This window comes from Roseofilum reptotaenium CS-1145, assembly GCF_028330985.1.
Classification (GTDB): Bacteria; Cyanobacteriota; Cyanobacteriia; order Cyanobacteriales; family Desertifilaceae; genus Roseofilum; species Roseofilum reptotaenium.
On record NZ_JAQMUE010000077.1, the window covers coordinates 58,446 to 84,944 of the forward strand.

The window sequence follows — 26,499 nt, forward strand, 5'->3', positions numbered from 1 at the left end:
AGACGCGCGGATCGGGAGACACAAGGACAGCTTGCTGCCAACTCCCTAGCGCGAAGCGCTATACAACGCTAGACTCTGTTAGAATTAAACCAAAAGTAAATCTTTTAGTAATCTTGCGTGAGGATCTATGACTCCTTCTTTAGCCAATTTTTTGTGGAGCCTAGTCTGGGGTGGCACAATTGTAGTCATTCCGGCAACCGTTGCTTTAATCTTTATTAGTCAACGGGACAAAATCCAGCGCTCTTAAGGGATTAGAGCTGATTTTAAACCGCAGATCCTTGAATTTGGTGACATAACTGAGTCTCAAGGGTTTGCGGTAAAATTTTTAAAAATGCAGGATTACGGTCAGTTTCGTGGAGTAGGCAAGTCATGGTCAATATTGGACTCAACCCAGGGGCAATGTTGGGCGTTGTCCTGTTTGGGGCCGGCGCTGGGTTGTATTTTCTTCGGTCTGTTCGCCCAGAACTGGCACGGGATCATGATATTTTTTTCATGGCGGTGGCAGTTCTCAGTGGTGGGATTCTGTTTTTTCAAGGATGGCGACTCGATCCCATTTTAACGTTTGGTCAGTTTCTGTTGACCGGATCGGCGATTTTTTTTGCGGTGGAAAGTATTCGCTTAAGGGGCTTGGCGACTTCGCGGGCCAAGCAAAATACGCCGATTGTGGATGAGGATCGACCGGTGAGCCGGGCTTATACTTATGATGGATATGAGGGTTACGATCCTCGGTTAGATCGGTTGGAACCGGATGAAGATCCGCGTCCTCAGCGGATGATTGGTACTAAGGAAGACCGCTATAGTCAAGGCGATCGCTATGAGGAGGACTATCCTCGACGCTCTTCTTCAAGTCGTCGGCGGAGCAGTTCCCGCCCTCCAGCGGCATCTTCTAGCTCAGGACGTAGAGCCTCTCGCCGTCCTTCGGGAACAACGAGCAGAGGTTCTGAGGATTGGGAAACGTCAAGTTATCGGTCAGTTGGGTATGAAGACCCCTATGGCCCCATGGATATGGATGATGAGCGCTCCTATGGTCGTCCTCCAGAGTCGCGAGAGTCCCGTCCCCCGTCTGAAACCCGTCGCCCTCGGCCTCCAGAGAGTGATAATGCCACCTATCGCGATCGCCGGCCACCAGAACCACCAAGGGAAGATTATGTGGATTTTGAGCCGCTGGATGACTTGAAAAGCGATCGCCCCAATGATGAACCGGGGAATTTTGATTATTAGGGAGTGAACCAACCATGGCTGGTGGCTCTCGGTTAAGCCAGGTCATTCTGCTCAGTATGGGAGTCTGGGCCGTTCTTCTGGGGGGATGCAACCCGGTAGAGGTTCCCCTTGGCCCCCAGGCGATTAATAGTCGCTATCGGGAGGAACAACCGGCGGTGAGTGGCAGCGGTCAATATGTGGCGTTTGTCTCCAATCGCGATCGCCGTCAGCAAATTTATCTGTATCATCTGAGCCAACGTCAATTTATCCAACTCCCTCGTCTGAATCAACCCAACGCCATCATTGAATCTCCCAGTATTAGCTACAATGCCCGCTACATTGTCTACCTAAGTAGTATTCGCGGCAAACCGGAAATTATTCTTTACGATCGAGTGACGAAAAGACAAGAAGCGCTCACCTTGGCATATCCGGGTTGGGTCCGCAATCCCAGCATTAGCCCCGATGGCCGTTATGTAGTTTTTGAAACCGATCGTCGAGGGCAATGGGATATTGAAGTGATCGATCGCGGCCCGAATATTGAATTAGATATTCCGGATGGCCCAGTATAGTGCTACGCCCTGGTAATCGGTAATAGGTAATGGGGAATGGATAATCGATCCAAGTGTCAGAAAAGAGCTACTATTCTTTGGCTCTCTATGCTGGTGGTTTTGGCTAACTTGATGGGGTGTAGCTATCCTCAAGTACTGGCAGAACCCTACGATCCCAATGGGAAAAGTCTCAATAGTGCCTATAGTGAATCTGACCCCCATGTAGCCGGTCGTTATCTGGTTTTTGCTTCCGATCGCGGCTTCAGTCAAGATATTTATCTGTATGATTTAGTTGAACGCCGTTTAATCGATCTGCCCGGTCTCAATGCGTTAGATATGATTGCTTCCCATCCCGATGTCTCGGTAGATGGTCGTTATATCGTGTTTGCGGGTAACCGTCAGGGCGAAACTGATATTTATCTGTATGACCGCTCTTTACGGCAATTACGCAATCTCACTCGTAATTTAAATACTCAAGTACAACATCCAATGTTAAATGCTGATGGTTCTCGAATCGTCTTTGAAGCCAATGCTAAGGGGCAATGGGATATTTTTGTCTATAACCGTTTGGGAGAGAGGATTGAGTAGGGAATGGGGAATGGGGAGAAACCGGGTTTCTAGCAAGTTTGGCAATCCTATCCGAGATTCTCGAAGAAACCCGGTTTCTAGTCACCCTATCCCTCTACCTTACTGCCAGCCAATCCATTCAAAGAATGTTTGCTGACTGAAAAATTCTAAAATTAGCAGGAGAATAATGCCGATCATGGCAAATCGGCCGTTGAGTTGTTCGGCGTAGGTTGTCCAGCCAAAAGAGGGTTCGGAGGGGTTAGGCTCTGGGGTGGCAGGTTCTGGAGGGGTTTCAGGAGGTGATTCTGGGGTTTCAGGGGTTAATTCTGGGGAGGATTCAGGCATTTCGTCAGAAGTCATAAGGGGTCTCCAAAAGGGGTTAATCTGTTGAGGATTCTAGGTTTTGAACGGCTTCAATGAGCGATCGCACTTCGGACGTGCCTTCTGAAGGTTCAAACGTAAAGGGGAACTTGCCCCGTGCCAACAATCGTAAGCCAACAGGTGTAAGACTCAACAGGCCTTTAAGATCTCGGAAGGCATTACCCACTACTTTAAGTGCAAATTGCCGCTCATCGACCCAACCGCCTTCTTTAACCATATCCACAAGAACCTTACGATGGCGGATCGGGCGACTAGATTCGGCTGTCTGGCGATCGAGAATTTCCCCTTTAATTTTACTAATTTGCTCTAGAGGATTGACCTCCATGGGACAAACCGTATCACAATAGAGGCAGCGAGTGCAGGCCCAAACGCCACCGGTTGCATCATTATACTGATCTAATCGCTCTGAGGTTTGACTATCACGGGTATCGGCAACCATACGATAGGCTTTAGCTAGAGCATGGGGACCAACAAAATCCGGATTGACTTCCACCGCATTACATTCAGAATAGCAAGCGCCACAGAGAATACAGTTACCCGTTTTATCCAATTGCGATCGCTCTTCAGGTGCTTGCAGAAACTCCCGTTCTGGAACCAATCTTGAGGCAGTACTCACATAGGGATCGACCTTTTCTAAGTTGTCCCAGAATGATTGCATATCGACCACTAAATCCTTAATGACGGGGAAATTCCCCAAGGGAGCAATGGTAATGGTGGGGAGAGAATCACCTTGATCGGTGGCGCTGAGTTCACCCGCCACATTTTCTTTACACGCGAGTGCCGAACGGCCATTAATTCGCATTCCACAACTGCCACAAATTGTATTTCGGCAATTTTTGCGGAAGGCGAGAGTGCCATCAAATTCCCATTTAATGCGGTTGAGACAACTTAAGATAGTTTCACTCGGATCGACATCTAAGGTATAGCGCTGAACTGTTGGGGCGCTCTTTTGCTCTTGGCGAATAATCTGAAAAACAACTTCCATGACTTTAGAGGTTTGCTTGAGCAGGTCAAGGGATGACCTTATCATTCTACCGTTCTTCCTGGTCTTGATTGGGATACCTTGGCGATCGACTGGTCTAGATATGGCTTGAACCCGTTTAATCCTACTCAGGTTTTCCTCGATCTTCTCATAATTGAACCGAGCTTTTTTCCTCCTTGCCCAATGGGGATAGGGGGGATGATCCTAAAAGGTTCAAGAAAGAGTAAACGGCTTCTTTCCCAAAACGATGAAAAAAAATAAAAAAAACTTCAAAAATTCACTATAATTGTGTAATATACTTGTTAAGTCTGTCAGAAAAAACCTGACCTAGACCAACCCAAGAGTCAGGCAAACCAACTCTGAAGCAACTTTCTTCAGGGGGGTACAGTTATAGCTCTGAAATTGGGTCTGTTTTGTTCAAGTCCACCGAAAATTAAGGTATCCAAATGAGCGAAAAGGATTTACCACTTCCAGAAGCACCCTATACCGGGAAAGCGTTGCTTCAAAAAGTCAGTGAACTCTCCCACCTATCCCGTAGAGAAAGGGCCAAATATTGTGGGTACTATAACTCTGCAAAAAAAGGGGATGATATCCGGGTTAATTTAGGGGCATTCTATGATGCCGTATTAGCCGCCAGAGGCATCGATCTCGATCCGGGGAAATCTAAAGATGGCCGGGGACGCGAGCCAACTTACCGCGTCAGTGTTCATAAAAATGGCCAAATTGTGATTGGTTCTACTTATACGGAAGCCATGGGGCTGAAGAAAGGAGATGAATTTGAGATTAAATTGGGCTACAAACACATTCACTTAATTCAAGTGGATGATAATGATGATAAAAATGGCTCTGAGCCGGATTAACCCTAGCCAAAATCCAGACGAAAGAGTATAGGGCTTTGCGCTAGGTAAAAGGAAATAGGCAAAAGGCAAAAGCTTCTTTTACTCAGGGTTTGAGCCTTTGATAACGGACCTCAGTACAGGGCGTTTCATGTCCGCGACAGTCCAAACCTCTGTAAGTGTGCGAGCATCTACGTCTGGATCGGGAGTTATGTTTTCTCTATTTGTTTCTAGGTGGTCATCCCATCTTCACCCCAGTTCAGGAATTCTTAAGAGTTTTGCTTTTTTTGCTCTGTGGGTAATATTGTGGTTACCGATCGCCATTCCTATTGCTCGTCATCTGAAATGGCATCCTCCCCATCCCTTAGATCCTCAACAAAAACTGTCCTTACTGATGCCCCTATACCTTTTGGTTCCCTTGTTGTTAGGGGCAATAGTTTGGATAGAGAAGCAGCCGATTTCTGACTATGGTTTAGGGCTAGATCGGTCAGTTTTCGTTTCGCTAATGGCAGGTCTGGCTCTGAGCATCCTGACATTATTTATCGCCTATGGCTTGCAGGTAGCTTGGGGAAGCTTGGCATGGCAACCCGAAGCGATCGCTGCCTCTTTCCTGCCCACACTCGGCTCAATTTTAGCCCTAAGTTTATGGATCGGTGTCATAGAAGAAACCGTATTTCGGGGATTTTTGCTGACCGAACTGCAAAGGGATATGGGGCTGGTGTGGGCGGCTATCCTTTCGAGTTTAATCTTTGCCCTTTCCCATCTAATTTGGGATTTTAAGGGCAGTTTAATCCAAGTCCCTGGACTGGCCTTGATGGGCCTAGTTTTAGTGCTGGCCCGTTGGGTCGATGGAGGAAGTTTGGGGTTAGCTTGGGGACTTCATGGGGGTTGGATCTGGGGATTAATCAGTCTAGATACAACCCAAATTTTAAAGCCAAAATCCGATCGCCCCTGGCCCGAATGGGTAACGGGTATAAACGGAGAACCCTTAAGTGGCGTGGTGGGGATTTTGATTTTGGGGATAACGGGCTTAATTCTGGGATTAATGGGCCATTTTGGCGGTTGAATCAAAAGGTTCAATCGTCAGGAGGATGGCAGGATTGAGAGGAGCAAAACGGGTAAATCGGCCTACGGGAAGTGAGCGGGAGACCTGGACTTGTAGCACCCGATAGGTCAATTGGTGGCGATCGATCCAGGCGATCGCCTCTTGTAGATGCTCTAATGTTGCTAGGGCCATGACTATTTTACCCCCAGGTAACAAGGTGGCTAAACAACAGGCTAAAATTCCTTCTAAAGAATCTCCAGTACCGCCAATAAACACCCGGTGAGGGGCAGGAATTTGGCGTAAAATGTCGGGTGCTTTGCCTTGAATAGAGACGACATTCGAGAGGGCAAAGCGCCGAGCATTATTTTGAATCAGTTGAATTCCGGCTGCCGTTTTTTCAATGGCATAAATTTGGGCTGTGGGGACTAAACGTCCGATTTCCACAGAGACGGAACCGGTTCCAGCGCCAATATCCCAGATGACTTGCTTGGGTTGTAGACCGAGTTCTCCCAGAATCAGAAGACGAATTTCCCGCTTGGTGATTAAGCCAGGTCGATCGCCGAAACTGTAGAATTGGCGATCGGGTATGCCAAGGGCGGGTAAGGTATTTAAATCAATAGAGCTATCTTGGGGTTTCTCCACCAAGATCGTAATATTCAGGGGCGCAAACGTCCGCATCAGGGCTTCTTGAGGGGATAAGTGTTGGATGCGCTCATCGGTTCCTCCCAGGTTTTCACATACCCAGAAGTCATAAGAGGTGGGGTTATCTACATTTAATAATAGATGGGCGATCGCTCCTGGACTATGGAGCGGATCGGTCAATACGGCGATGGGAGAAGCGCCTTTTTGCAGCGCCCTCACCAATTGATCGAACTCTCGACCATGGATACTAATGATTGTCGCTCCTTGCCAAGGGACTTTCACCCGACTAAAGGCAAGTTGAACGGAACTGAGATGGGGATGAAAGCATAATTGCTCTGGTGGAAAATAGGTGAGCAGCAGTCGTCCAAGACCAAAAAACAGGGGGTCACCGGAAACCAGGATGACGATAGTTTCTGAGCTGAGGCGCTCTTTAATGTGGTGTAGGGTTTGGGAGATGTCGTTTAAGGTGAGGCGCTGGGCTAGGTGTTGGGGAAAATAAGCCAAGTGGCGATCGCTACCCACCAATAGCGTTGCGCGATCGATGATTTCTTGCACCACTACCGACAGTCCAGATGCGCCCTCTAAGCCAATACCCACAACATTAATCTGATTCATCTGTTTCCCTACGCCAGATGGATCAAAGCATTAACAATAGCTGCCGCCACTGGCGATCCGCCCTTACGCCCATTTACCACAATTTGGGGAACTGCCAATTGTGCTAAACGAGATTTCGCTTCTACCACAGACACAAATCCCACAGGAGCGCCGATAACTAGAGCCGGTTGCACCCTACCCTGTTCGATCTCCTCACATAGGGCTAATAGAGCTGTAGGTGCGTTTCCAATTACAAAAATGCCATTTGGAAACTGACGCGCAAAATGAAGCATTCCCGTTTCTGTGCGGGTTTTTCCCGGTTCCGCTTCAGGTGCTGCTTCGACTGCAACCCAGAGAGGATTATTAAACGTTTGAGTGACTAAACCGTGAATTCCTCTACTCACCATCGAGACATCGGTAATAATGGGATGCTGTTGGCGAAGGGCATCGATACCGGATTGAATGGCTGTGGGACTAAAGTTAAGTAAGTCTTTGAATTCAAAATCGGCAGTGGTGTGAATGACACGACGCGCGATCGCATATTCCTGAACATTTAAAGTATGGGGGCCAATCTCGCGATCGATCAAGGCAAAACTTTCCAGCGCGATCGGATGTTCAAATTTCTTCATCGTTGCTTCAAAACCACCCCATCAATACAGTAGTGTGTTGTTTTCATATTATTCAAGAGCGCTGAAGTTTACCTAAATCGCCTCGTTGCTCTAAGCTAAACTCCGGATGTACGTTTAAGAATCTAGCAACCCCTTCCCTAACTTGTTGTCCCCAAAAATCCTCCCCCATATCATGAAGAATAATTACCCCATCGGTTGCTACATACGAAGATAAGAGCAGTAGATCGCTCAGTACCGCTTCAGTGTGGTGATCGGCATCTAGGAAAACCGCATTAAAGGGGCCATGGGTTTCACAAACTTCTGGGCCAATTGTGGCATAATCGTCTAGATTAACACCATAATCAATAACCTTTTGGCGATCGCCAGGGTCGGGGAAACAGCAGGAGAAAAATCCTTGATAAATCTTAAAGCGATCGCGAACACCCACATGGACAAGGGCTGCTTTGACAAACGATAACATCGTTTCTGGGTAATCTGGGATCTCAAACTTTCGCACACATAACCCATTCATTAAACCCGTTGGTAAACCTGGATCGACGCAGATAATCTCAGAGTCAGGAAAACATAGACCTAATACAACAGAAGATACACCGACAAATGTGCCCACCTCTAAGATTTTTCCCCGATACTGCTCGGGCAAGAACTGCACTAATATCTCGGCATCATCCGGTTTCAAGGAAGCATTTTCCACAAACTCTCGATTGAGTCCTTCTTGAGCTAAAAAAGAAATGGCTAACTTGCGAACATCTTGGGGAGAAATGGTTGTTTCCATGATTTTGATCGGAGATATTGGGTTATCCATGTATCTAAGCTAGGCAGGGGCGACAGGATAGCGCACCACATTTGAAATAATAGGGCGTATTCTTCTACCTACCCTACAACCGCTAAAAATTATAACTTGTTTAGTAGATCAGGAGACTAACTGGAGAGCCAGATGTTCGGATTTCTTCATCGTTGCTTCAAAACCACCACAGTAATATCATCAAACACCTTATGCTCGCCAATAAACCCGCGTACATCCTCAACCACCCGTTCCCGAATCTCATGGGCTGATTTTTGCCGATGTTGTATCAGTAGATTACATAAACGCTCTAATCCATATTGATACTTCTCCCTATTCTCCGCTTCTGTAATCCCATCCGTATACAATACCATCACATCTTCAGCATTTAAATGAATATCCTGTTGGCTAATAAAATCCGCAATCTGGTCATCTAAACCAATGGGGAATCCCAAATTTATTGTATCAATTAACTCAATTTTTCCATCACAGCGAACCACGATCGCCTCCTCATGTTGACCACTCAGTTGCACCCATCCCTGGTGATAATCCAAAATCGATAGGGTCATATTTTTATCAGACTTCATTCGTTGCAAATTGTCATACAGGGTCTGATTGAGGATATCTAAAAACCGCACCGGATCGGTTTCATCCATCTTCTGCAACGTGCGAATTGCTGTTTGAGCCATCAGCATCAATACCCCACTTTCTAACCCATGTCCCGTCACATCGCCAATACCAATTTTTAGGCGATCTCCTTGCTTGAGAACATCATAATAATCTCCTCCTACTTCATCTGCGGGTTCCATATATCCGGCAATTTCCAAATCAGCAATATCGTCTAACTCTTCTGCTTTCGGCAGTACCATCTGCTGGAGTTTTTTGGCTACATCCAACTCTGAACTTAACCGTATATTCTCTGCCTTGAGTTTCTCGTTTAAGATGCCGATTTCCTGATTGGCTAAGGCGAGTTCTGCGGTGCGTTGTTGTACTTTTTTTTCCAAGTTTTGGTAGAGATACGCATTTTCTAAGGCGATCGCCGCTTGTCCCGACAACAGTTTAATCATCTCCACTCGATTCGCTGTAAACGCACCTATCGTCAAATTATTTTCCAGGTAGACAATACTGACTAATTCTCCTTGATTAATCAGAGGCACACAAAGAATCGATTTAGGTTGATATTCTTGAATGTAAGGATCATTGATAAAGTTACCCTGATTTGTCGCATCATGAAGTACTACACTCTCTTGAGTACGACGCACATAATTAATTAGACTCTGAGCTATTTGAGCATTTTCTTGTACGGGAAGTGCTTGTAAGACCTGAATTTGATCAGAATCTAGAGTTTGGGAGGCTTCAATGATCAATTCTTCTTGATCTGCAATCAACAAATATCCACTCTGCGCTCCTGCATTTTGCATAATAATATTCATCAGAGCCATCAATAGCTTTTCTAAAACAATTTCACCAGAAATCGCTTGATTAGCTTTGAGAACCGTCGAGAGATCTAAAGCCACACCAGAGGGGGTAGTAGTAGCACTTCTAGTAATAGAAATACCACTCTTTTGTGTATCAGACAATAGACTTAAGAAATCAGGATAGAGTTGCTCCAATTGCTCAGTTTTAGCCGTTGCTCCCCAAACCCTATATCCATAATAAGCTTGTTGTATATAAATTTGAGCAAATTTTGGCTTCTTGAATTTTAAGTAAAACTCAGCAGCCAGTTCATTGGCTAAACTTTCTTCCTAAATATAATCATTTTCACGGGCAGCTTCAATAGCACGGTCATATAAATCTATCGCTTCTAGAGTATCTTCTAGAACCTTAGCCACCTCAGCTTCTACTAATAAATATTTATGGAAAAAGTTTTCGGGGCAATTATCTACCCACTTTTTCATCCTCACTTGGTTTTTCCGTACTTTTTCCATGACTTTTTTTTGGTTTTCCAGATCGGAATCAGGGTACAAACGCAAGAGAGTTAAAGACGAATAGAAATTGTGTTGAGCAACTGGAATGCTAATCGAGATGAAAGGAAGTATTTTTTTCGCTTCTGACAAACAATCGAGGGATTCATTCAGTTTATGATAGAGATAGCAGGCTTGAGATTTGATAATGTAATAATAACAAAGCACCATAAAACTCTGACATTCTATCCAATTATTTAGATAAAATTCTTCGGCTTTTTCTCCATCATCAAATGAATCAATATCTGAATTTAAACCTCTTAAGTTGAGAATTACTAAATGAGCTGCCCATAACAAATCAGTTGCCAATTTATGACTGCTCTGCTCTGCATACAAGAGATAGTTTTCGATTTGCTCTGCCATCTCTTCAAGCGGTTTACTTTGATAAAATAAGTTATAGCAATTCACCATTATTATATATCCAGCATAGTTGATATCGCCATATTCTAAGGCTAATGCAAACCCTTCATCATTGAGAGGATTGGCATATTTCAAGTGTTTATTCCATCCATTAACATAAGTAGCAAATACATGAAGAACTTGACATTTTACTCCCCCATGATTAAATCGTTCAGTCAGATTAATCGCTAAGGTTCCAAATTCATAAGCAAGGGCATACTCTTCTTCTATCTGTGCCAAAAACATGGCATAGGCAGAAAAACCAAAAATCGAGTTAATGACTAACCCATACTTCAAGGACATTTGAACCAATTTTGTACTAACAATCCACCACATAGTTGGGTTGGTCAAAAACATCGAGGATGTTCCACAGTGTAGCAATTTCATTGCCATTTGTTTTTCTGGATCGGTACATTCTTCAGCCTGTTCCAGCTCGGAAACTTTGCGATATTTTAAATGGGTTTTAATATTTTTTATTTCCACATCAAGACAAGCTTGTAGTTCAATTTGATCTGCTGTTGAACTTGGAAAATAAATCCCCAATAAGTCCAAAGCAGTCGTTACATTAACAATCGCTTCTTCATACTTAGTTGATAGAGTATTTTGCACGCATAGAAGCCGATAAATTTCACATTTATCTAACGTTGATTTAGTTTTTTGTAATGTGATATCAGCGCATATTTCAGCTTCATCATAATTGTAATTCAAGTATTCAACTTCACAACGCTCTTTATGTAATTCAAAGGTTAACTGATAACACTTGTCCCAACTGTCATTACTCAATTGATCCATTCCAGCTTTCAGGTATTCTAATGAACCCATATATGCGGCTGATGATTTGGCCTTTTTACCTGCCTCAAGATTTAAATGAGTAATTTTATTTTTTTCTTCATCATTAGTGAGTCTATCAAAACCAATATTCAAATGACCGACAATATCAAATATGTTTTCTGATTGCTCTTCTTCAGAGCTATTCTTGAGCAAGAGTTGTCCAATCTTCAGATGAATTGATGGCTTGTCTTCTTCAGTAATTAAAGCATAAGCAGCTTGTTGTACTCGGTCATGTACAAACCGGTAGTCTTGAATCAAAAGTTCTGGATCTAACTCCGATAAAGACAAAACTAACCCCGATTGAATTGCAGGAATTATGTAATTGAATACTTCAGGTGAATTATTTCCTGAGACAAGAGATAAGGTAGTTAAATCAAAATTAGCACCAATACATGCTGCCAGCTTTAAAACTTCCTGGGTATTCAAGGGTAATTTTCTTAACTTACCAATCATCAACTCAACCACATTATCTGTGATATTTTGAGACTTTATTTTGTACAAATCCCATTCCCATACTTGGTTTTTATAATTAAACTCAATGAGATTTTCAGAATATAAGTTGCTTAAAAACTGATTAACAAAGAATGGGTTACCTTGTGTTTTATCAAAGATCATTTTGGACAATTCTTGAACCTTCTCATTCTCTTGTATCACGGTGTCTTCGATCAGATGTCTAACGTCATTTATAACTAGATTTTTCAAGGTCAACTCATGAATACAAATTTGATTATTTTTGAGCTTATCAATCAAGGTAATAAAAGGATGGTTAACATTGACTTCATTGTCTCGATAAGCTCCAATCAATAATAAGTTTTTTAGGTTTTTATCCATCACGATCAGTTCGATTAACTTTAAAGTTGCTCTATCTGTCCATTGGAGATCGTCTAGAAAGATAACTAGGGGATGCTCCGGACTACAACAGCAGTGAATAAAGTGTTGAAAAACTAAGTTAAACCGATTTTGAGATTCCGTTGGTTCTAATTTATCTATGGGGGGTTGGGGGCCAATAATTAATTCAATTTCTGGTATGACTTCAATAATAACTTGTCCATTAACACCGAGAGCTTGCAATAATTTAGTTTTCCATTTTTCTAAGTTTTCTGGGCTTTCAGTTAGTAGTTGTTGCACAAATTCTTTGAAGGCTGATACGATCGCTGAATAGGGAAAATTACGCTGAAATTGGTCAAATTTTCCAGAAATGAAGTAGCCTTTTCTTTGGGTGATGGGTTTATATATTTCTTGGACTAGGGCTGATTTTCCAATACCTGAGTAGCCAGCCACTAGCATCATTTGATTGTTTCTATCGACTTGTTCAAAGATGTTTAAGAGCTGCTCAATTTCTTTTTGCCTTCCGTAGAGTTTTTGGGGAATTTGAAATTTATCAGATAGGTCTTCGGTTCCCAGAGGAAACGAGTCAATTTCTCCCTGGGTTTCCAGTTGGGTTAAACACGTTTCTAGGTCGGTTTTTAATCCCCAAGCACTCTGATATCTATCTTCGGCGTTTTTGGACATCAACTTGCTGATGATGTCGGAGAAAATGGAGGGAATATGGGGATTAATTTCGGTTACCGATCGAGGTTCTTTGGCAATATGACAATGAACTAATTCGAGTTCGTCTTGGGCGGTGAATGGTAGTTGCTTGGCGAGCAGTTCATAAAAGGATACACCAAGAGAATAAAAGTCGGTGCGATAGTCTAAGGAGCGGTTCATTCTTCCGGTTTGTTCTGGGGAGATATACTGAATGGTTCCTTCGACAATGGTGGGGTTTTTAAGGGTGGGAGTTTCTTTGCTTAGTTGAGTGGAGATACCGAGGTCGATGATTTTTAGCTGTTGCGTTTGGACGTTGAGTACGATATTGGCAGGATTAATATCTTTGTGGATAATATTTTCGGCGTGGAGTTCTCCAAGGCTTTCAGCTATTTTGATGAATAGGGATAGGTATTGATTCAGGTTAAAGGTGTCCTGAATTTTGAGAGATCTGAGGGATTCTCCTCCAAAGTCCTCCAGGATAATAACTAGGGTATTTTTATAGGGTTGAAGGTCATAGGCTTTAATGATTCCTTTTCGGTCTAAGGAATGGGTAAGCTGATATTCTTGTTTGTAGCGGGTCAGTTCTGAGCGAGTGGGATAGTCTTCTTTGAGGAGTTTGAGAATAACAGGTTGCTGATTAGTTTCTTTGATTGCCCGATAGACTTCCGAGTTACTGCTTTCGTAAATGAAGTTTAGGGTTTTATAACCGGATAAGGAGAGCATAGTTTTTAAGTTATCAGAAACTTTAGGATATTTTATCACTAGAGTTCTATGGGTTTAAAGGTATGGCTTGATGCCCCTTCGCCTTCAGATATCAGGTAGGGTTTTCCACACTGTTAACCGAATCGCTCCCTAGGCTCGATCGCCCCTAAACTAAAACTTCTCATATCTGCCATCCTTGATGGAACAAGAGATACAGACCGATCGCCGCTCCTGATTGTTGAGCAGATCGCTCACAGTTTCGTAATATTCGTTAATATAAGATTAATAATCATAAACAAGAACCGTCCTAAATACCCTAAAACACAACAGGAGGATCGAATAGGCGTGAACAAACGGTGGAGAAATGCAGGACTATATGCTTTACTGGCGATCGTCGTCATTGCCTTGGGAACAGCGTTGTTTGACCAACAACCTCAACCCACCCAAACCTGGCCTTACAGTCAACTGATTGATGAAGTTGAGAGCCAACGGGTAGAGCGGGTCAACCTCAGTGCTGACCGTACTAGAGCGCTAGTGACCGCAGAAAATGGCGATAAGATTCTGGTTAACCTTCCCAACGATCCAGATCTACTCAACATTCTCACGAACAATAATGTTGATATCTCAGTTTTACCTCCCAGTGATGATGGGGCTTGGGTGCGGGCCTTAAGTAGTCTGTTTATCCCGATTTTGCTGGTGGTAGGGGTCTTTTTCCTCCTCAGACGGGCCCAAAATGGCCCTGGCTCTCAGGCGATGAACTTTGGGAAATCGAAGGCTAGGGTGCAAATGGAACCCCAAACCCAAGTCACCTTCGGAGATGTGGCCGGGATTGAACAAGCCAAATTAGAGTTAACGGAAGTTGTAGACTTCTTGAAAAACGCCGATCGCTTCACGGCAGTGGGCGCTAAAATCCCCAAAGGTGTCCTCTTAGTTGGCCCTCCTGGAACGGGTAAAACCCTACTCGCGAAAGCAGTTGCCGGTGAAGCAGGAGTTCCCTTTTTCTCCATTTCGGGTTCTGAGTTTGTCGAAATGTTTGTCGGGGTGGGTGCTTCCCGCGTCCGGGATTTGTTTGAACAAGCGAAAGCCAATGCTCCCTGTATCGTCTTTATCGATGAAATTGATGCCGTTGGTCGTCAACGGGGTGCAGGTCTCGGTGGCGGTAATGACGAGCGCGAACAAACCCTGAACCAATTGCTGACCGAAATGGACGGGTTTGAAGGCAATACCGGAATTATCATTATTGCGGCAACTAACCGTCCCGATGTTCTCGATGCTGCCTTGATGCGTCCCGGTCGCTTTGACCGTCAGGTGGTCGTAGACCGTCCCGACTATGCTGGACGCTTAGAAATTCTTAATGTTCACTCCCGGGGCAAAACCCTATCTCCTGATGTGGATCTGGAAAAAATTGCCCGTCGGACTCCTGGATTTACGGGTGCAGACCTCTCCAATCTCTTGAATGAGGGAGCCATTTTAGCGGCTCGTCGCAATTTAACTGAGATTTCCATGGATGAAGTCAATGATGCCATTGACCGCGTTCTGGCTGGGCCGGAGAAGAAAGACCGGGTGATGAGCGAGAAACGCAAGGAATTGGTCGCCTATCATGAAGCCGGCCATGCTTTAGTGGGCGCTTTGATGCCAGATTACGATCCCGTACAGAAAATTAGCATTATTCCTCGCGGCCGTGCCGGGGGTTTGACTTGGTTCACACCGAGTGAAGAGCGCATGGATTCCGGATTATACAGCCGTTCTTATCTGCAAAACCAGATGGCGGTTGCTCTGGGCGGTCGTTTGGCTGAAGAGATCGTCTTTGGTGATGAAGAAGTGACGACTGGTGCATCGAATGACTTGCAACAGGTGGCACGGGTGGCTCGGCAAATGGTGACTCGTTTCGGGATGAGCGATCGCCTCGGACCGGTCGCATTAGGTCGTCAGCAAGGCAATATGTTCCTGGGTCGCGATATTGCAGCCGAGCGGGATTTCTCGGAAGAAACGGCAGCCGCTATTGATGATGAGGTGCGGAATCTAGTAGACCAAGCCTATCGCCGCGCTAAGGCAGTGTTAGTCAATAATCGTGCTGTCCTCGACCAATTGGCACAAATGCTAGTGGAACGAGAAACGGTTGATTCTGATGAACTGCAAGAATTGTTGGCCAATAGTGAGGTGAAAATGGCGGCGATCGCCTAATTTCACCGATAGCCATCCTCAAGGATCGACGAATAGATAGGGGCAAACAGTCGTTCGCCCCTATCTATTCTTCAGTTTAGGTTAAGGAGGCGATGATTAGCGATAGATCCGGAGGAGCAAAGGGAGTAGGCTAAAAGTGCGAATCAGCAACTCCTTATGTGCTCGATGTTTAGTCTAGAAGAACTTCTGTGGAATTGGGTTAGGCAAACGCTGCTAGTTGTGCTTGCCAAATGGACCAATCATGGCCCCCATCCCAAATTTCTAAATGATGGGGAATGCCATTGCGATTAAAAGTATCACACAAGCGCAGATAATCGGAGAGACAGTGGTCATGTTGAGCCGTGAGAAGTTTGAGGTCAGTATTGGCTCCTCCTAACTCTAACCAGCGATCGCGATTCATATTAGCCATGTAGGCGACTGGATTAATAAAATGCAACTCCTTAGTGGTTTCCTCGGAATTTAACTGTGCAATCCCAGGTAGCTTGGTTAAATCATAGGTTCCCGACATAGAAATACAGCGGCGGACAATATTTGGATAGCGCAAAGCCAAATTTAACGCATGGGTTGCGCCTAAAGAACAGCCAGCAGCCACTAAAAAATCATTCTGGGCTTCATCACAAGCATAGGGTATAAACTCCTTACACCAATGCTTCTCCAACAATAACCAGCGCTGACGACGTTCCTGAATCGTTAATCCTGGAGCTAACAGCGTTTCCCAGTCCAAGGTATCCAAACAAAACACCTGAGTCCAGCCCATATCCAAATGCCGCCCCAGAGCCGCTATTAAACCCCGGTCTTCTGGATCGAAAAAGCGTCCATTGCTTGAAGGAAACAATAACATGGGATAGCCAGAGTCCCCAAAATGCAAGACCTCCATTTCCCGTTGCAGAATATGGGAATAGAACCGGAAATACCGACGACAATAAGCCATAGAGTTTAAACTGAAAGCGTGAGTCAAACTTGAGCGATCGAGGATGGATATAGAATTGAAAGTCTAGAACATAGGTTGTGAACGATATCCTCCGGTAACTTAAAACAATAACGTAACCATTGTCCAATCCTTAACCGTTTCTCCAACATCATACAGAACCGTAACCCATGAGAGTTATTTTTTTTGGCACACCGGCCTTTGCTGTCCCCACCCTAGAGCGATTATTATCCGATCCACAATTCAAAGTTCTGGGCATTGTCACCCAACCAGATAAACGTCGAGGTCGAGGGAGCAAAGCCATCCCCTCTGCTGTGAAAACCATTGCTCTAAGGGAGAATTTACCCGTGTGGCAACCTGAACGAATTAAGAAAGACTCTTTGACATTACAGGAATTAGAGCAAATGCAGGCTGATGTGTTTGTGGTGGTTGCCTACGGTCAAATTCTTTCCCTCAAGATTCTGAAAATGCCTAGACTCGGATGCGTGAACGTCCATGGCTCAATTTTACCTCAATATCGGGGAGCCGCCCCCATCCAATGGTGTCTCTACCATGGGGAAAGGGAAACCGGTATTACCACCATGCTTATGGATAAGGGAATGGACACCGGAGATATGTTGCTTAAGTCAGTGACCCCCATTCATTTAGGAGACAATGCCCATACTTTAGCCGAGCGGTTAGCTCAGATGGGCGCAGATTTATTAATTGACACTTTGTTAAAACTTGATCAACAGCAGGTTACCCCCATTGCCCAGGATAATGATTTAGCCACCTATGCACCTTTGATTAGTAAACCGGATTATGAGTTAGATTGGCAACGCAGTGCCCTAGAGTTACATAACCAAGTACGGGCATTTTTTCCGTCTTGCATTACTCAATTTCGCGATCGCTTGTTGAAGGTGATGGAAACCTCTCCCTTGATGATGGATCAAGGATTAGAATTGCCTGAAGAGTTGATAGCATTGGAGCAAAATTTACAACATATGAACTTGGGTGATGCCCAAGTGGGAGAAGTTGTTTTTCTTGCCAAAGGATTCGGCCCAGTGGTGAAAACTGGACAAGGGTTCTTAGTTTTGCATCAAGTACAATTAGCTGGAAAACGGGCGCAATTGGGAAGCGATTTTATGAATGGCTCCCGTTTGCAAGTGGGAGAAGTTATGAACCATAGCAGCCAATGAGTTATATCAAGTCCGGTGAATAAGTTATGATATAGTCAGCAGTTCACTCCACCCGTAAAAATCGGTTAACCCTGCAATTAATTGCGGCTGTTTCAATAAGGTTTGGCAGCGCTGGTACAACACTTCTTCTAGCTGCTCGATATTCTCAAACGAGCGATTAGCAATCGGTTTATCTACCACTGGCCACGATCTTTCCGCTGGTTGCAATTCGGGACAATGAGAGGGTAAGAAGATTAAATGAAGTCCTTCGGGTACTCTCACCTGCTTACTGGTATGCCATCCGGCTTGGTCTACCACTAATAGGATACGTTTATCCTTACCCAAGCCCAAGAATTTAGCCACATCCTCTAATACCCGATTAAATAGTTGGCTATTGACGTAAGGGAGTATCCACCAATAAGTTTCCCCACTCTGAGGTTCGACAAAACCATATACCCATAACCATTCAAATTTCCAATTCACACGAGCAACGGGTGTACAACCTTCTGGTCACCAGTTCATAAATCCAGGTGCGGCTATAGCCGGTAATTTCTTGTATTTCCTCCGTGGTCTTTCCCTGAGCTAACAACCAGATGATTTGATATTGACGACTTTCTGGGCCCTCTTTTACTTGATGCTAGGCTACCCCTAGCGACTCTGTACTCTGGTGGGGGACTATCTTAATTCGTCTCGGCATTGCTTTGGTTTGGCACTCTTCCTTTATATCGTAACTTATTCATCGAACTTGATATTAAGTTAGGTGTATTGCTACTTCACCTCTGATGGAGAGTAGAGTCAAAGCCTATCAGTGCAAGGGTTTAAGTGCTGAAGCCGATGATGAGATTTGAACTCACTCTTTATAGAAGGAACTTAGGCTGCGATAGCTTGAAACCCTTGCCCTACATATGGCCTATATACTAGACATTAGGATGTGTTGAAAGCGTGTTGAATATGGACATTTACATTAAACAGGCATGGGTTTTGGTAACTGAGTATTTTCACTCTAACGCCATTGAAGTCTCTAAGCAGGTAGATCACGAACTGGTGAGGACATATCTTAAGGCTTGTCAGAAGTCAACTCCGAAGGGTGTCCGGATCGTCAGTAGTGGCAACCGATTGTATCTCCGGTTCAAAACTGCAACCAAGCCGTCAACAGTCAATAATTCCTGTGATGAAGACTTTACCCGTGATGGTTGCGTCAACGCTCTGGCAAAAGCCTTGCTTGTGGCTCATAAACTCAAGGAATGCGAGAGAGAAACGGAGTTTTGGTCATGGTATGAGACAGAAATCAAAGAAGAGCCAACCCTCAAGGATGATTACTTAACCATCGGTCAAGCGATTGAGTTAGTTAAAACCCATTTTTTCAATGACTATGACAAGTGTGGCAGGGATAGGTCAGACCCAAGTTTGGGCACAAACTCAAAAGCCTCTTACCAAGAAGCTTATGGGGTATTCCACAATAAACTTAATCCTGAGTTAAAGCTTACAGCAGAAAACCTTGTTTCTGAAGTGCAAAGGGTATGGGGTCACCTCGGTCAATCGGCAGGGTTCAGAACTGCCAAATCAGCAGTATGCAAGCTTTTGAGGGTTTACCGATTGTCGTCTGAAGTAGATAAATTTAACGCCTACTTCGGTAGATCCCAGATTAAGAAAAAGCGGACAAGGCAAACTGTCAGTATTGAGTCATTTCTTGACTTCAGAGATAGGGCCTTGGGACTCAACGGCTATCCCTTGACTACTCAACAGTCCAAAAACATTGACGCTAGACGTTCTTGGTTTAAGGCATTTTCTATTAACCTCATCTATGGCTTTAGATGTGCTGAATTTCTGGCAATTGCGAACCTGGATAAGCCCTACAAGTGTTCTGATGGTGAGATTATTTCAGCCATCAATGACCCATTGAACCAGGACTTTATCATAGTCTTAAAACCTTACTTCTGGGTTATTGATAATGCAGGAGGTAAGCACAAAATCACTATCAAGACTGGTGGCGGGTTTGTTAGACCAATGATTCATCCAAGCTACCCAGACTTGATAGAGCGTTTGGATATTAACAACCCTAACATCTCATTGCCTACGGTAACTCCTAAATCAACTTCTAAAGAGTTGACTATTAAAGGTTGCTATCAACGGGGAATGAGACGGTCATTAGGTGAATATATTGAACAAGTAGGGGGTCAAGGTTTCACGCAGACTCATGCCTTAAGGCATTTGGCTAATTATCATGGCAAACTTGCTGGTTTGACCCGTGACCAACGTTCAATGAGTCTGAGACATTCTCAATCGTCTAACGATGGCTATGATGAACATTTGACCCCTAAAGACCAGTTGACTTTATTGACAACTGATATTTCCCAGTCAGTAGAGAACCAACGACTAAAAGAAGAGTTAAAGCAAGCGAATGAAACTATCTTCTTCCTTAAGAGAGAAAATGCCCGACTCAATGAACTTCTGAGTGGTAATGACAACTTGCCTAAGATTGGGTAAGTTAAGAGCTTCTGGGAATAGAGCCTAGGTGATACCTTGCTCGTCTTCTTCTGGAGACTCCAGAGAGGATTTTATCTGCTCTAGTTTGGCTCTACCTTCTGCATACTTTGCCCCCTTATATCCCATTACGTTCTTGATGATTTCGGAATCTGGCAAGCCATCATTTAGAGCTATCCGAACTTGTTCCGTTAGTCCGTTAGTTTCGTTGGAACCCTCAGAGTTAGGAGGTAACGAACGCTCTAACGGAACACCCTCGTAATCCTCATCAATACTGGCGTTAGGGTCAGTTAGCCCTAGCGAACTTTTCCGTTCGGTGCTAACGGCAAGGGCGATCGCACTATTAGTCTGTTGAGCGAGAAATAACTCAGACGCTACTGAGTGCTTAAACTGGGCTACATCATACTTTTCAAGCGCTTTAATCTTTGGCTCTAAACCACTTAAGATAATGCTACTTGATAGGCAGGCTCCACCAGAGACTAAACCAACGACAACTGACGACCATCTAAAAAACTGATGGTAGCTATTGACTCTGACATTCCGAGTAAAAAATGGAGTGCAGAACCAGAGACGATAGAGATTAGATGGAGGGTAATCCAAAGCTGTTTAACAGATTTGCTGTCAGAGGAATTAATTAATATACCCATTGAATTAATCCCCCTGTAATTAGAACTAAACTTAGCCCAATTAACAACACAACATAGAGGATAAAATCATCCCCCAGTTTCTCCCTCTGGTAATAGATAGTCGCTCCAGCAGTCCCCTGTCCAATAGCCATCAGAAGAGCCAAAATAAAGCCAATCTCTCTAAAGTCTGGATTGAGTAAACTAGCCAAGCTAATCAAACTTGCTCCACTACCAACCATCAAGCCAAGCCCAATAATTCGGTAAAGCGATATCATTTCAAAACCTCTAATATCGGGATAGAAATCCCCCTGAAAACTTGAGCTTTTATACTGGTGTACAGTAGTATCCTAGGGGGATTAAAGGGATTACAAACTACCCATCAATGGGGCGATCGCAGCATCGGCTTGCTGTTCAGCTTGTTCTAAGCTATTGCCCATTTGAGCGTACCCAGGATGCAACGAGTGGAGATATTTGGCACTGGTATTTGAGTACCCCTGTATCCTCTTCTCGTTCCGAGCCTCGTTCCGGCGATAGCGTTCATGGTACTTGTTGACCCTGGTATGGTTATCACTCATGTCAGAGAGCGCTTCGTAGGCTTTCTTGGTGGCACGAGTCGTAATTCTGGCATCCTTAGCCCGCTCTCTCAAGGCTTCCGCTTCCTCTGGGGAAAAACTGCGGGCTTGCTCAACAACCGGGGCATAGCGGAACTTTTCCCAGCTTCCGGGGGAATTTGGGGTAATGGCGTTGTCGGCGCTCTTCTTGTGTACAGTAGTAGCATCAAGCTGCGAGTGCTGACCCTGTACCGGCGCAATACCTCCGGCGCTATCGTTGCTCAAAAACTGGAGTAGTCCCATGATTCTCTTGACCTTTTATTGATACAGTTACGGTGACGAATTGCCCAAGGACAAAGGAAAGCAGAACCCCTAATGTGATAAACAGCAAGGGGTTCCAGTCCATGGGGCGTTTATTCCATGGATTCCTTCTCATTGATTTGGTGACTGATGGTGTGTAAAGTTTGCCGAATATCTGAGAGCCTTTCCCAGAAGGAGACAGAGGATTCCAGTGCGTTACACCGGCGCTCTAGCTGCCCGATCGCCTCAAAATCCACCGGTGGAGGAACAGCTTCAAGCTCTTTGAGGTAAACAAGGTACGCCCGGACGTGATGCTCTAGCTCTGCGGGGACGCGGATTTGCTTGGTGGTCGCTGGCTTGCGAGTGGTGGTTCTAGGCATAGCGTTCACCCCCTTCCTCTTCAATGAGATCTCGCAGTTGCCCTACTGTATGTAAATCCGCTTCACAGTCAATCAATTGGGTGAATCCATCGTATTGTCGGGGAACAGCAGTATAAAGCCAATCCCCATCCTGGATACAGTAGGTTTTTCCAGTGATGAGAAAGTCCCCGACGCAATCGCCGATTTCCCAAAAGGACGGTTCTTTCGCCTTCCATAGAGGGTCAATATTTCGTAGCATTATTGATGCTCCTGATTGTGGTCTCGTCACAGTTAGGGGAAGTCCTGGGTTGGTATTGGCATTACCTTCTCAGGGCGTTAATCCTTTCGCTGATGAATAAAGCATAACCCCGGCGATCGCCAAAGACAATAGATCGTATCATCAAAATTATTCACCATTTTTGATGACATCGATCAATGAGACTCTATTGTACGTTGGTAGTCCAGCCCTCGCCCTTCTGACACAATCGTACTACTCGCTCCATGCCCATAGCGGCTCATATTTACGCTGTAAGGTGGATTGCCCCTCTAAATGACCAATCGTACTGGGGGTGTCCTTTTGAAAGGAAACCTTACAGGACAAAGGTTTTAGCCGTTGAGTAATACAGGATATACCACAGGTCAACTCATTTCGCCCTTTATACCATTGTACAGTCGTAATATGGTGATTCATGGGGACTAAGAGGGTACAAAAGGGAGATTTCCATAGACAAATTTCTATGGTTAGGGGAGATAATGGGAAATGCTGAAATTCTTGGTGGCGCTTGACTACCGATATTCTCTCGTTTTGTGTCCACTTGCGCGTAGCGCAAGTATAGCGTCAAAAATTCCTCCTTGTCAAGAGATTTAATTAGAGTCTCTAATCTGCGATTGATAGATTAATCGCAGACTAGAGTTCTGAACTTCAGGATAAGTACGAGAAGCGTCCTTGATAATTGAAGGACAAGACTATTATCTGGGTCTCAGTTCTTCAGGAGGATAGCGATAGCCTTCATGCCATTTCCCGTCAAGATTTATCATGACCTCCCATTCCCCCTCATCATCTTGAACCCCGGTGATGATCGCTTCCATACATTCAGTCCCTGGAGTCACAGTTAGAACCTTGTCATCAATTGAGTAGTTTCCCGATGGTCTCTTCTCTAATCCGTCCGGCTCAAAGCGATCTGTCCTCCATTTCAGCCTGAATAAGTATTTGCATTCCCACTTTCCACTCTCGTCAGGAAGTCCCGTAATCATTGCAGGAAGTTTCCCCTCAGAATGCTTGATCCACAACAGTTCGCCTAGCGAGTAGGGTAGGTCATCTTCAGTTTTGGTTGCAACTGGGATCGGCTCCCTCACCTCTTGGGTGGATAGGTCATCAGCAGAAACTTCACTTTGAGTGGTAGAGCTGTCGGGTTGCGCTGTTTCGTTACTCCGACCCTCACTCTCTTGATGGACATTGGGATTATCTCCATCAGAGAGTGGGGATAGTTCTTCCTGTGAGTGGTCGGATACAATCTTGATATTCTCCCAGAAGACAGTCCATCCCCCATCATCCAAGAGTCTAATTAACATCCCTTCGTTCTGCACTCCATCATCCAGGTCTTTAATTTTAACCTTCATTCCTGGACATCCCCATGGGGGTGGGATGAAATCATTTGAGACACTTTTTTCCGTAGTAGGGGCACTTCTCCATGGGTCGGATAGTGGCTCTGTTTTTTCGGGTTGCTCATTTTCTGATCTACACCCCCCTAAAGTATCGTCACAACCGTCACGCCCTTGCTGTGTAGGCATTCCAGCCGTCACATCAACCATCACAGTATCGTCACCCGTATCATCACACTCTGTTTTTGAGGGTGAAGGTGATGGGATAGGCGCTTCTACTCTCGCAGAAGCAGAAAAGTCAATGGGAATTTGTTCCTGTGATGGCTGTGATGGTTCCTGTGATGGTTCGGTGACGATAGGTGTGACGGCTGGAACCCTTGCCCTATCTGGCTGTGACGGTTGTGATGGTTGATTTGGGGAATAAGCTTTCTCAGCTTTTTTGAACACTTCACTGGGAGTGGGGATATGTTGATGTTTAATCTCTTCCCTTATATCCACACCGATGATGTAAGAACCGTTCCGAGCTTTTCCTCTCTCAATTTCCCAACCCACAAAATCAGATGCAGTAATCAGCCGAGAGCTAAACTTATTCATTGCTACAGCTTTCTGCCCAGTGTGAGAACAGAATTTAGTATATTCACTGTAAACATCTTTGACGTAAACTTTACAATTAGATATGGGCACTAACTCAGTATCCAGGAAGTCAGCAACAGAGTTTTCTGCCGTCTCTAGTTCCCATGCCTTGCTGTTGAATGAGGGAATCTCATGTTCGCCTAGCCCATTGACAATTGCATCAACTTTGAGGGATGGCATAGAGAGAGCGCAATAGGTGAGCCGAGGAATCTCCCTTAACATTAATTCTTCAGCTAAGGAGTTTCGGTTGATGATTGGTATGTCAAACTCAACCAGGCATAAACGGCGCTTGATGGCTCCAGTCTCTCCTCTAAATATGGGGTCGTTAGAGATAATCAAAAGCGTTCCGTAGAATGGGCTAGAACCCACTTCTTTGAAGATTTGGCGATAGGGGATAGCATCCCCCCCAGTCATGGATTTAATCGTATCTAAAGCGTCTTCCGAATACTTATTCCCTTCGTCAGGCAGGGTAAGAAGTTGACTGTCAATCCAGTGAGCAACATCATACTCACCTCCCAGCCTGGAAAGCTTAGACGCTTTGGTATTCTCCTCTCCCACTAAAGAGCCTAGTATGCGTGAAAAAGTCCCCTTTCCGGTTCCAGGTTTACCAATTAGGTGTATGAATTTCTGGAGAGTGGAAAACCTCCACGCTAAGACCCCATTACAAATTGCCAGAAGTTTAAGTATCTTCCTCTCATCTCCACCCATGGCATGATGCCAAGCGTCGTAAATGTGGGGGCAATATTGTCTGAGCGCCTCCAAGGGGTCTTTGATTGGTTCTCCATCTGGTTGCCACCAGTCCCGGTGAATGATGCTGGTGTTGTAATGTTCTGGGTTATGGGGGGTCAATGCCAAGGTTTCCATGTCAACAACCCCATTGGCGAAAGCCCTCACTGACTGTGATTGAGGCATCCATTGCCGATGACGAAGTTCCCGTTCTAATGACTTCAGACAGTTCTCTATCCAGGTGTCAGTTTTGATGAATGACTTGACTTGGTGGTGAATAACGTCCCCTACATCCTCGTGGGGGATAGCTTCCCAATATTTGCCATTCCATTCCCTCCAAGTTTTCTGTTCATTGTGAAAACGCCACCGATCTCGCTCTACCTTAGCCAACTCTTGAGCGAACTGAACAGGAGTCGGTGGCTCGTCTTTCTTTCCTGACTGCTTGCGCTCTGATTGCGGTGTACAGTGGTTGCCTGACTCTTATTTGTTCTCCTCTACTGGCGGTTCAATAGGCATCCGCCAGACATCTTCTACAGCCTTTTCCAGGATTTCTGGAGATGCCAGACCAGCTTCATACCAATCGGTAATATCCCCCGCTTCTGGGCAATCTGCCCACAATGTTTTCATGCCCAGTCTGACAGAGTGAAGCCCTACAATTTGGCAAGCCTGTTGAATGATGTCCATTTTTTTCCCTCCAGCAACATCATTATCAGGGATAAGGACAAAGCCTGCATACCCTAAGTCTGCGAGTTCCTTGAGCCATGGACTGACCGTCTCTACTCTCCACTCAGAAGCCTGAACGGTCAGAGCCTTAATGCCTAGTTTGGCAGCGGTATCGGTGCATTGTTCTCCTTCTACCATCAGTAGAAGCTTCCCTTTATCCTCTGGAGTCGGGAATAGAACAGACTCAAAATTGTAAGGCCCCCAGTCAATGTCTCCCTTGCCCTTCTGCTCACAGAACTGAGGGAAGCAGAACTTTTCAGGCTTACCATTGGGTCTTAAGTCCTTCTTGTCAATCCGCACCATGCGGCAAATTCTGCTGTAGTTCCAGACCTTGTTTCCTTTCTCGTCTCTGCCGAATCCTGGGGTAGCTTCCATCGGTTCTGGGTACTTTGCTAGACCGGGGAATGGTCTAGTTTTAGTCTTAGCCTCACTGCCAGAGGAAGGAGTCTTGATGCGCTTGACCCAAAAATTGGGTTTCAAGCCCCGCCCTTTAGCTTCGCTGTGGGCGGCTTTTCTCCTTGTTGTTGAATGTATTGCTTAATCTTTTCTATCGGCGCACCTCCACAAGAAATAGCAAAATAACTCGGAGACCAAA

Annotated in this window: 25 protein-coding genes and 1 pseudogene; 9 read left to right on the plus strand and 17 right to left on the minus strand. The window is 44.9% G+C overall.

All coding sequences use genetic code 11. The features are described 5' to 3' along the window. The first annotated feature begins 127 nt into the window (after positions 1-127). From psbX to PN466_RS14715, 4 genes are all read left to right on the plus strand, one after another. Positions 128-247 carry a photosystem II reaction center X protein gene (psbX, locus tag PN466_RS14700; protein WP_271940394.1) on the plus strand — a complete coding sequence of 40 codons (120 nt, stop codon included), beginning with the start codon at positions 128-130 and terminating at the stop codon, positions 245-247. A 122-nt stretch (positions 248-369) separates the two neighbouring features. Continuing rightward, on the plus strand, positions 370-1,221 hold the full coding sequence (locus PN466_RS14705) for a Ycf66 family protein (protein ID WP_271940395.1): 852 nt from the start codon (positions 370-372) through the stop codon (positions 1,219-1,221). Between the two features lie 14 nt (positions 1,222-1,235). After that, positions 1,236-1,769, plus strand: coding sequence for a TolB family protein (locus tag PN466_RS14710; RefSeq protein ID WP_271940396.1), 534 nt, complete (start codon positions 1,236-1,238; stop codon positions 1,767-1,769). Positions 1,770-1,856: 87 nt separating this feature from the next. Beyond that, positions 1,857-2,336 carry a TolB family protein gene (locus PN466_RS14715; protein ID WP_390890007.1) on the plus strand — a complete coding sequence of 160 codons (480 nt, stop codon included), beginning with the start codon at positions 1,857-1,859 and terminating at the stop codon, positions 2,334-2,336. Positions 2,337-2,435: 99 nt separating this feature from the next. On the opposite strand, the gene PN466_RS14720 is transcribed toward PN466_RS14715, so the two are convergent. Both PN466_RS14720 and PN466_RS14725 read right to left on the minus strand, forming a co-directional pair. Next, entirely contained in the window at positions 2,436-2,675 is a 240-nt protein-coding gene (locus tag PN466_RS14720) for a high light inducible protein (RefSeq protein WP_271940398.1), read from the minus strand. Between the two features lie 19 nt (positions 2,676-2,694). Beyond that, positions 2,695-3,681: a succinate dehydrogenase/fumarate reductase iron-sulfur subunit gene (locus tag PN466_RS14725; protein ID WP_271940421.1), complete on the minus strand. Its 987-nt coding sequence runs from the start codon at positions 3,679-3,681 to the stop codon at positions 2,695-2,697. 443 nt (positions 3,682-4,124) lie between these two features. Here PN466_RS14725 and PN466_RS14730 point away from each other — a divergent pair, with 443 nt between their 5' ends. Both PN466_RS14730 and PN466_RS14735 read left to right on the plus strand, forming a co-directional pair. Further along, positions 4,125-4,538: an AbrB family transcriptional regulator gene (locus PN466_RS14730; protein ID WP_271940399.1), complete on the plus strand. Its 414-nt coding sequence runs from the start codon at positions 4,125-4,127 to the stop codon at positions 4,536-4,538. Positions 4,539-4,665: 127 nt separating this feature from the next. Further along, positions 4,666-5,580 (plus strand): CPBP family intramembrane glutamic endopeptidase, encoded by a 915-nt coding sequence (locus PN466_RS14735; RefSeq protein WP_271940400.1) that lies wholly within the window; start codon positions 4,666-4,668, stop codon positions 5,578-5,580. Here the strand turns inward: PN466_RS14735 and cbiE are convergent. The 5 genes from cbiE to PN466_RS14760 all read right to left on the minus strand — a co-directional run bounded on the left by cbiE (position 5,557) and on the right by PN466_RS14760 (position 13,652). Next, complete coding sequence (gene cbiE / locus PN466_RS14740; RefSeq protein WP_271940401.1) at positions 5,557-6,816, minus strand: precorrin-6y C5,15-methyltransferase (decarboxylating) subunit CbiE; 1,260 nt, start codon at positions 6,814-6,816, stop codon at positions 5,557-5,559. The two genes, PN466_RS14735 and cbiE, sit on opposite strands and share 24 nt — an antisense overlap. Positions 6,817-6,824: 8 nt before the next feature. After that, positions 6,825-7,424, minus strand: coding sequence for a cobalt-precorrin-8X methylmutase (locus PN466_RS14745; RefSeq protein ID WP_271940402.1), 600 nt, complete (start codon positions 7,422-7,424; stop codon positions 6,825-6,827). 52 nt (positions 7,425-7,476) lie between these two features. Continuing rightward, positions 7,477-8,196: a class I SAM-dependent methyltransferase gene (locus PN466_RS14750; RefSeq protein WP_271940403.1), complete on the minus strand. Its 720-nt coding sequence runs from the start codon at positions 8,194-8,196 to the stop codon at positions 7,477-7,479. Positions 8,197-8,372: 176 nt separating this feature from the next. Continuing rightward, entirely contained in the window at positions 8,373-9,785 is a 1,413-nt protein-coding gene (locus PN466_RS14755; RefSeq protein ID WP_271940404.1) for a PP2C family protein-serine/threonine phosphatase, read from the minus strand. 165 nt (positions 9,786-9,950) lie between these two features. Next, positions 9,951-13,652, minus strand: coding sequence for an ATP-binding protein (locus tag PN466_RS14760; RefSeq protein WP_271940405.1), 3,702 nt, complete (start codon positions 13,650-13,652; stop codon positions 9,951-9,953). A 324-nt stretch (positions 13,653-13,976) separates the two neighbouring features. Between PN466_RS14760 and ftsH3 the strand changes: the two genes are divergently transcribed. Beyond that, positions 13,977-15,815 carry an ATP-dependent zinc metalloprotease FtsH3 gene (ftsH3, locus tag PN466_RS14765; protein ID WP_271940406.1) on the plus strand — a complete coding sequence of 613 codons (1,839 nt, stop codon included), beginning with the start codon at positions 13,977-13,979 and terminating at the stop codon, positions 15,813-15,815. 199 nt (positions 15,816-16,014) lie between these two features. Here the strand turns inward: ftsH3 and PN466_RS14770 are convergent, their stop codons facing one another. After that, complete coding sequence (locus PN466_RS14770) at positions 16,015-16,746, minus strand: alpha/beta hydrolase-fold protein (protein WP_271940407.1); 732 nt, start codon at positions 16,744-16,746, stop codon at positions 16,015-16,017. Positions 16,747-16,913: 167 nt separating this feature from the next. On the opposite strand from PN466_RS14770, the gene fmt reads away from it, so the two are divergent. Continuing rightward, positions 16,914-17,921 (plus strand): methionyl-tRNA formyltransferase, encoded by a 1,008-nt coding sequence (gene fmt, locus PN466_RS14775; protein WP_271940408.1) that lies wholly within the window; start codon positions 16,914-16,916, stop codon positions 17,919-17,921. A 24-nt stretch (positions 17,922-17,945) separates the two neighbouring features. Here fmt and PN466_RS14780 read toward each other — a convergent pair. Beyond that, positions 17,946-18,597: pseudogene (locus PN466_RS14780) on the minus strand (IS630 family transposase). Positions 18,598-18,851: 254 nt separating this feature from the next. On the opposite strand from PN466_RS14780, the gene PN466_RS14785 reads away from it, so the two are divergent. Further along, the gene (locus tag PN466_RS14785; RefSeq protein WP_271940409.1) at positions 18,852-20,387 is read left to right on the plus strand and encodes a hypothetical protein; all 1,536 of its coding nucleotides are present in this window, start codon (positions 18,852-18,854) and stop codon (positions 20,385-20,387) included. 24 nt (positions 20,388-20,411) lie between these two features. Here the strand turns inward: PN466_RS14785 and PN466_RS14790 are convergent, their stop codons facing one another. From PN466_RS14790 to PN466_RS14825, 8 genes are all read right to left on the minus strand, one after another. Next, on the minus strand, positions 20,412-20,984 hold the full coding sequence (locus tag PN466_RS14790; protein ID WP_271940410.1) for a hypothetical protein: 573 nt from the start codon (positions 20,982-20,984) through the stop codon (positions 20,412-20,414). Between the two features lie 34 nt (positions 20,985-21,018). After that, positions 21,019-21,285 (minus strand): hypothetical protein, encoded by a 267-nt coding sequence (locus PN466_RS14795; protein ID WP_271940411.1) that lies wholly within the window; start codon positions 21,283-21,285, stop codon positions 21,019-21,021. Between the two features lie 90 nt (positions 21,286-21,375). Further along, positions 21,376-21,864 carry a hypothetical protein gene (locus PN466_RS14800; RefSeq protein ID WP_271940412.1) on the minus strand — a complete coding sequence of 163 codons (489 nt, stop codon included), beginning with the start codon at positions 21,862-21,864 and terminating at the stop codon, positions 21,376-21,378. A gap of 110 nt (positions 21,865-21,974) precedes the next feature. Further along, positions 21,975-22,241, minus strand: a complete 267-nt coding sequence (locus tag PN466_RS14805; RefSeq protein WP_271940413.1) for a hypothetical protein — start codon at positions 22,239-22,241, stop codon at positions 21,975-21,977. After that, positions 22,234-22,479 (minus strand): hypothetical protein, encoded by a 246-nt coding sequence (locus PN466_RS14810; protein ID WP_271940414.1) that lies wholly within the window; start codon positions 22,477-22,479, stop codon positions 22,234-22,236. Before PN466_RS14810 ends, PN466_RS14805 begins: the two co-directional genes overlap by 8 nt. Positions 22,480-23,189: 710 nt before the next feature. Then, on the minus strand, positions 23,190-25,571 hold the full coding sequence (locus PN466_RS14815; protein ID WP_271940415.1) for a DUF5906 domain-containing protein: 2,382 nt from the start codon (positions 25,569-25,571) through the stop codon (positions 23,190-23,192). Between the two features lie 90 nt (positions 25,572-25,661). Further along, entirely contained in the window at positions 25,662-26,279 is a 618-nt protein-coding gene (locus tag PN466_RS14820) for a hypothetical protein (protein ID WP_271940416.1), read from the minus strand. Positions 26,280-26,380: 101 nt separating this feature from the next. Then, positions 26,381-26,499 (minus strand): transposase (locus PN466_RS14825; RefSeq protein WP_271940422.1); only part of this gene is annotated, 119 nt, incomplete at its 5' end.